Below are 5,235 nucleotides of genomic sequence, written 5' to 3'. Positions count from 1 at the left end.
TCTGGGCACACGCCAAGAACATGGTCTCTAAAACAGTGACCCGTGCCAAGTAATAAAGTATTTTGCTCTTTAAGCTCTCGATGCGGGATTGATGTTCGGTTTTCCCAAGGGTGGCCTTTGGGTACTGCGACTAAAAATGGCTCGTCATACAGGTCAATCTGGTTTAGTCCAGTGCTGGCAAAGGGCTCGGCTATCACTACACAATCTAAGGCTCCTTGACGCAAGACTTCTAATAGACGAACAGTGAAGTTCTCCTCTAAAAACAGCGGGGCATGGGGCAAGCGCTCTCGTGCAACCCTTACTAGGCTAGGCAACAAGTAGGGCGCGATAGTGTAGATGGCGCCAAGCCTCAGTGGACCTGACAGAGGATCTTGACCATGCTTTGCCAAGTGCTTTAAGGAGTTAGCTTCTTCAAGTACTCTTTGGGCTTGATCGACAATCAATGCGCCAAGACTAGTCATTGCAACTTCAGTATTAGTACGCTCAAAAATTTGCGTGTTGAGTTCTTCCTCTAATTTTCTGATGGCTACTGATAGGGTAGGCTGAGATACAAAGCAAGCATCAGCGGCCCTGCCAAAGTGGCGTTCTCGAGCAACTGCGACGATATAGCGAAGTTCTGTCAGGGTCATGCTTGTTCGGTCTGAATTAATTGTTCAAATGCGTTGATAAATGACTCAGGAGCTTGAGCCCCTTGGACGAGATATTGGTCGTTCAGAATTACTGAGGGTACAGAGTGAATTCCTGCACCAGTATATTGAGCCTCTTCTTCGCGTACTTCATTTGCGTATAGCCCGCTATCAAGAATCTGCTTTGCTTCATCTGGATCAAGGCCGGCCGTAATGACTGCATTGAGGAGGTTTTGTTGATCATCTAAATTGACTGCCAGGCAGAAATACGTCTTCAGTAATTCTGTTTTTAAACTTGCTTGCTTCTCAAGGCCATACTCTTTACCGGCCCAATGCAAAAGACGATGTGCATCGAAGGTGTTATAGACTCGCTTGCGACCATCTGGGTGGAACTTAAAGCCAGCCTCAAGAGCGCGCTCTCTAATCTGGGCTTGGTTAGCCTGTACTTGCTCTACGGTAAGGCCATATTTTTCAGTAAGATGCTCGATTGCATCCTGGCCGCCTAAGGGCATATTGGGATTAAGTTCGAAAGGTCGAAAGCGCACTTCAAAGTTTGCTTTATCACTGAATGCAGTGATAGCCTTATTGAGGTTACCTAAGCCTACGGCACACCATGGGCAGGCTATGTCCGATACAAAGTCAATTTTGATGGTGGGTTTCATAGAAACTATTCTATAGAAGCATTGGCATAAATGCTTGCCTCCAATGGACTAAGGAATTTAAGCTAGTTTCCGCCGGCAACGTCAATAAATGAGGCGCTTGTATAAGAGGATTCATCAGAGGCAAGCCAAACAATTGCAGAGGCTACTTCAGTTGCAGATCCACCTCTCTGCATGGGGATAAATTGCTTAACGCGCTCAATCCGATTTGGCTCACCTCCACTCGCATGAATATCCGTATCGATATAGCCAGGACGAACAGCATTCACTCGAATGTTGTCAATGGCCAGTTCTTTTGCCAAACCAATTGTTAGCGTATCGATTGCACCTTTAGAGGCTGCATAGTCGACATATTCCCGAGGGGATCCAAGACGAGAAGCTACAGAGGAAATATTCACTATAGATCCACCAGTTCCCTGATACCTAGTGGACATCAATTTGATTGCCGCCTGAATGCATAAAATCGTCGAAAAGACGTTGGCATTAAAGATACGCTGTATGCGCTCGCTCGACATGTCCTCAAGGCGCATCTGAGTTTCCAGAATTCCGGCATTATTGACTAGGGCATGAAGTCCCCCAAAAGTTTGCACCGTTTCTGTAAAGAGGTGATTAACTTCTTCAGCAAGAGTGACATCTGCCTTGACGGCAATGGCTAGGCCTCCATTACTCTGAATCTCATCAACAACGGCTTGGGCCTCATCAGCATGGGATTTATAGTTGACGCACACCGCAAAGCCTTTGCTAGCGGCTAGTTTTGCAGTTGCAGCTCCTATGCCGCGACTTGCCCCAGTAACAATCATGACTTTTGACATGACTCCATACTACTAGCTTTGTCATACTCAGTCATAGTGAGTAAAGGGGAGGGATTGTTTTAGTGGCTAGATAATAATTAAAAAGATTAGGCAAAACCTGATTAGGGCAATTATTTTGGGGCTAGTTTTAGAAGATGTTGGCTAAGTAATGTTGCAGCAGGTAACTGATTGGTTTTTGCCTTCATTGCTAAGAGAAGATTTCGTTTAGCCCATGAATCCTCAAGTTGAATAGTTTTGAGATCCAATGCCTTGATTTGGGCTGCGCAGGCCTGAAGTGGTAAGACGCCTATTCCCAAGTTCACTGCGATCATCTGGCACATGGCATCGTAGCTTCTGACCTGAATTCTCAGTTTCATTTGTTTTCCCAGTTTTTCAGCACTTCGAGAAGTGAGTTCAAGTAATGAGCTACCTCTGTTAAGCCCTACAAAATCATATTGAAGGCATTCTTCAAATGAGATGTGCTTTCTTTTGCTTACCTGATGTCCTTTGCTGCAGGCAATGACCAACTGATCTCTACCAATGATTTGAGTATCTAATCCGGATATAACTGGGCCTTCCGCAAAGACGCCAATATCCGCTATTCCATCCATCAATGCTCTTACGATATCGCCGCTCAATTGTTCCTCCACTTCAACCTGAATTTCAGGGTGGACTTTTAAGAAGCTAGCGAGTGCAGCAGGCAGAAATTCAGTTAAGGCAGACATATTTGCCCAGAGTCTGACGTGGCCTTTTACCCCCTTGGAGAATTCACCCAATTCATTACTTAATTGTTCAAAGCCTTGAAAAAGTCTTAATGCATGCTGCATCACCGCATGGCCTGCAGGCGTAATGGAGACTCCTTTAACAGAGCGTTCGAGTAGCGGGATGCCAACTGTTTCTTCAAACTCAGAAATTCGTCTGCTAGCAGCTGATAGAGCTAGATTACATGCGCTGGCCCCCTTGGTAATGCTTCCGGATTGCACTATGGAGCAGAAGAGCTTGAGGGTGACAAAGTCAACTCTGGCGGGGTTGAGCGGGTTATTCATGGTGTAATTCTAACCATACCTTCGCAAAATGAGAAGGTATCGACTTGAAATAGCAATTTTCAAGACTGATGAATGAGAGTACCTTTGCACAAAAGATATTTAAGGGGATCTTATGGAGCCATTGGCAAAGTTGAAAGTAATAGAGATGGGGCAGTTGATTGCTGGCCCATTTGCGGCTAAAACTTTAGCCGACTTTGGTGCTGATGTTATCAAAATAGAACCGCCAAATGTGGGTGATGCGCTACGTAAGTGGCGCTTGCTGAAGGATGGAACCTCTGTTTGGTGGCAGGTTCAGTCACGCAATAAGCGATCCCTCTCATTAGATCTAAAGCTAGTAGAGGCTCAAGAAATTGTCAGGACGCTTGTAAAAGAAGCGGATGTATTAATTGAAAACTTCCGTCCCGGAACATTGGAAGGGTGGGGTCTTGATCCACAAAAATTACTTGAAATAAATCCACGCCTAATTGTTCTTCGTATTAGTGGTTATGGTCAAACTGGCCCCTATCGTGACAAGCCGGGCTTTGGTGTGGTCGCAGAAGCCATGGGAGGCTTACGTCATCTTACTGCTGAGCCTGGAAGGGTGCCGGTTCGGGTGGGCATCAGCATTGGTGACACCTTAGCGTCCTTACATGGTGTTATTGGAATATTACTGGCTCTGCAAGAGCGACATCACAGTGGCCAAGGTCAAATTATTGATATCGCACTATATGAGGCAGTATTTAATTGCATGGAAAGTTTATTACCTGAATACAGTGCATTTGGCGAAGTAAGGCAGGCAGCTGGAAGTGCTTTGCCGGGTATTGCTCCCACCAATGCCTATCTGTGTGCAGATGGAGGGTATGTTCTAGTTGCTGGCAATGGCGATAGTATATTTAAGCGTCTGATGGCGGTCATCGGGCGTGATGATCTGGGTAGCGATCCTCAGCTAGAGAATAACGATGGCCGTGTGAAGCGTGTTGCTGAGCTTGATGGGGCTATTGGTGAGTGGGCTAAAACAGTTAGCACTGATCAGGCTTTGGAGATTCTGGACTCTGTCTCAGTTCCTGCCGGTCGAATTTATACCATTGCTGATATTGCTAGCGATCCTCATTACAAGGCGCGGGGGAATATTGAAACGATTCAAATGCAAGATGGATCCAAATTAGATGTGCCTGGTGTGATTCCAAAACTTTCTCGTACGCCTGGATCCATTAAGACTCTAGCTCCTGATATTGGAGAGAATACTGATGAGATATTACGCAGCCTAGGCTTGAATGAATTTCAAGTTACGTCCTTAAAAGAACGCGGTGTTGCATTTACTAAAAGCTAATGAACAGAAGATCATGACAAGAATATATTTTAACGATGTAGTTACAAGAGATGGGTTTCAAATTGAGCCCAACTTTATTCCTACCGATGACAAAGTAAAGTTGGTAGATGAGCTGAGTGGATGTGGTTTCGCAAAAATCGAGGTGACATCATTTACTTCCCCAAAGTCTATCCCCATGCTCAGAGATGCGGAAGAAGTGATGGGTCGCATTAAACGATTGCCTGAAGTGGAATATACCGTGCTGGTGCCAAATCTTCGAGGCGCAGAGCGCGCTTTTGAGTCTAAAGCTGACGAATTTAATTTGGTGATGTCCACATCTGAAACGCATAACCTAGCGAATCTTCGAATGGGAAGAGAAGAAAGTTTTGCCGGATTGGCAGAAGTAATTAAATACGTTAATGGCAGAACACCCATTAATGTTTCTCTTTCTACCAGCTTTGGCTGTCCTATGGAGGGTGAGGTTCCTCAAGATGTTGTGGAGGGATTTGCTCAGCGCTTTTCTGATCTGGGTGTGAGGGGGATTACGATTTGCGATACAACGGGGATGGCCAATCCAGATCAGGTAAAGAGGATGTGCGATTCTCTGCAAAAACGCTTTCCTAGTATTCAGCTGACTTTGCACTTCCACAATACGCGAGGCATGGGTTTAGCCAATCTCTTGGCGGCAGTTCAGTCTGGCATTGTGCGATTTGATGGATCGCTCGGTGGTTTAGGGGGATGCCCTTACGCGCCTGGAGCAAGCGGAAATATTTCTAGCGAGGATGCCATTCATATGCTCGATGCTATGGGATATGACACAGGTAT

The 5,235-nt window shown here is 45.7% G+C and carries 6 protein-coding genes; 2 read left to right on the top strand and 4 right to left on the bottom strand.

Features of this window, described 5'->3' with window-relative positions:
- The 4 genes from B7Y67_RS10360 to B7Y67_RS10345 all read right to left on the bottom strand — a co-directional run.
- Nucleotides 1–629, bottom strand: a 629-nt coding sequence (locus tag B7Y67_RS10360; protein WP_293598578.1) for a LysR substrate-binding domain-containing protein, incomplete at its 3' end; no start/stop codon positions are given.
- A complete protein-coding gene (locus B7Y67_RS10355; protein ID WP_293598577.1) occupies nucleotides 626–1,288 on the bottom strand; it encodes a DsbA family oxidoreductase in 663 nt (220 codons plus the stop codon). The genes B7Y67_RS10355 and B7Y67_RS10360, both read right to left, overlap by 4 nt.
- 62 nt (nucleotides 1,289–1,350) lie before the next feature.
- A complete protein-coding gene (locus B7Y67_RS10350; protein WP_293598576.1) occupies nucleotides 1,351–2,097 on the bottom strand; it encodes an SDR family oxidoreductase in 747 nt (248 codons plus the stop codon).
- 110 nt (nucleotides 2,098–2,207) lie between these two features.
- Nucleotides 2,208–3,122, bottom strand: a complete 915-nt coding sequence (locus B7Y67_RS10345; RefSeq protein ID WP_293598575.1) for a LysR family transcriptional regulator — start codon at nucleotides 3,120–3,122, stop codon at nucleotides 2,208–2,210.
- Between the two features lie 112 nt (nucleotides 3,123–3,234).
- Between B7Y67_RS10345 and B7Y67_RS10340 the strand changes: the two genes are divergently transcribed.
- Both B7Y67_RS10340 and B7Y67_RS10335 read left to right on the top strand, forming a co-directional pair.
- Entirely contained in the window at nucleotides 3,235–4,431 is a 1,197-nt protein-coding gene (locus tag B7Y67_RS10340) for a CaiB/BaiF CoA-transferase family protein (protein ID WP_293598574.1), read from the top strand.
- Nucleotides 4,432–4,444: 13 nt separating this feature from the next.
- Nucleotides 4,445–5,235: hydroxymethylglutaryl-CoA lyase (locus tag B7Y67_RS10335; RefSeq protein ID WP_293598573.1), on the top strand; the 791-nt coding region annotated here is incomplete at its 3' end.

This window comes from Polynucleobacter sp. 35-46-11 (assembly GCF_002281105.1).
Note: the sequence above shows the minus strand (reverse complement) of the source record. Positions and strands in the feature narration are given on the sequence as shown.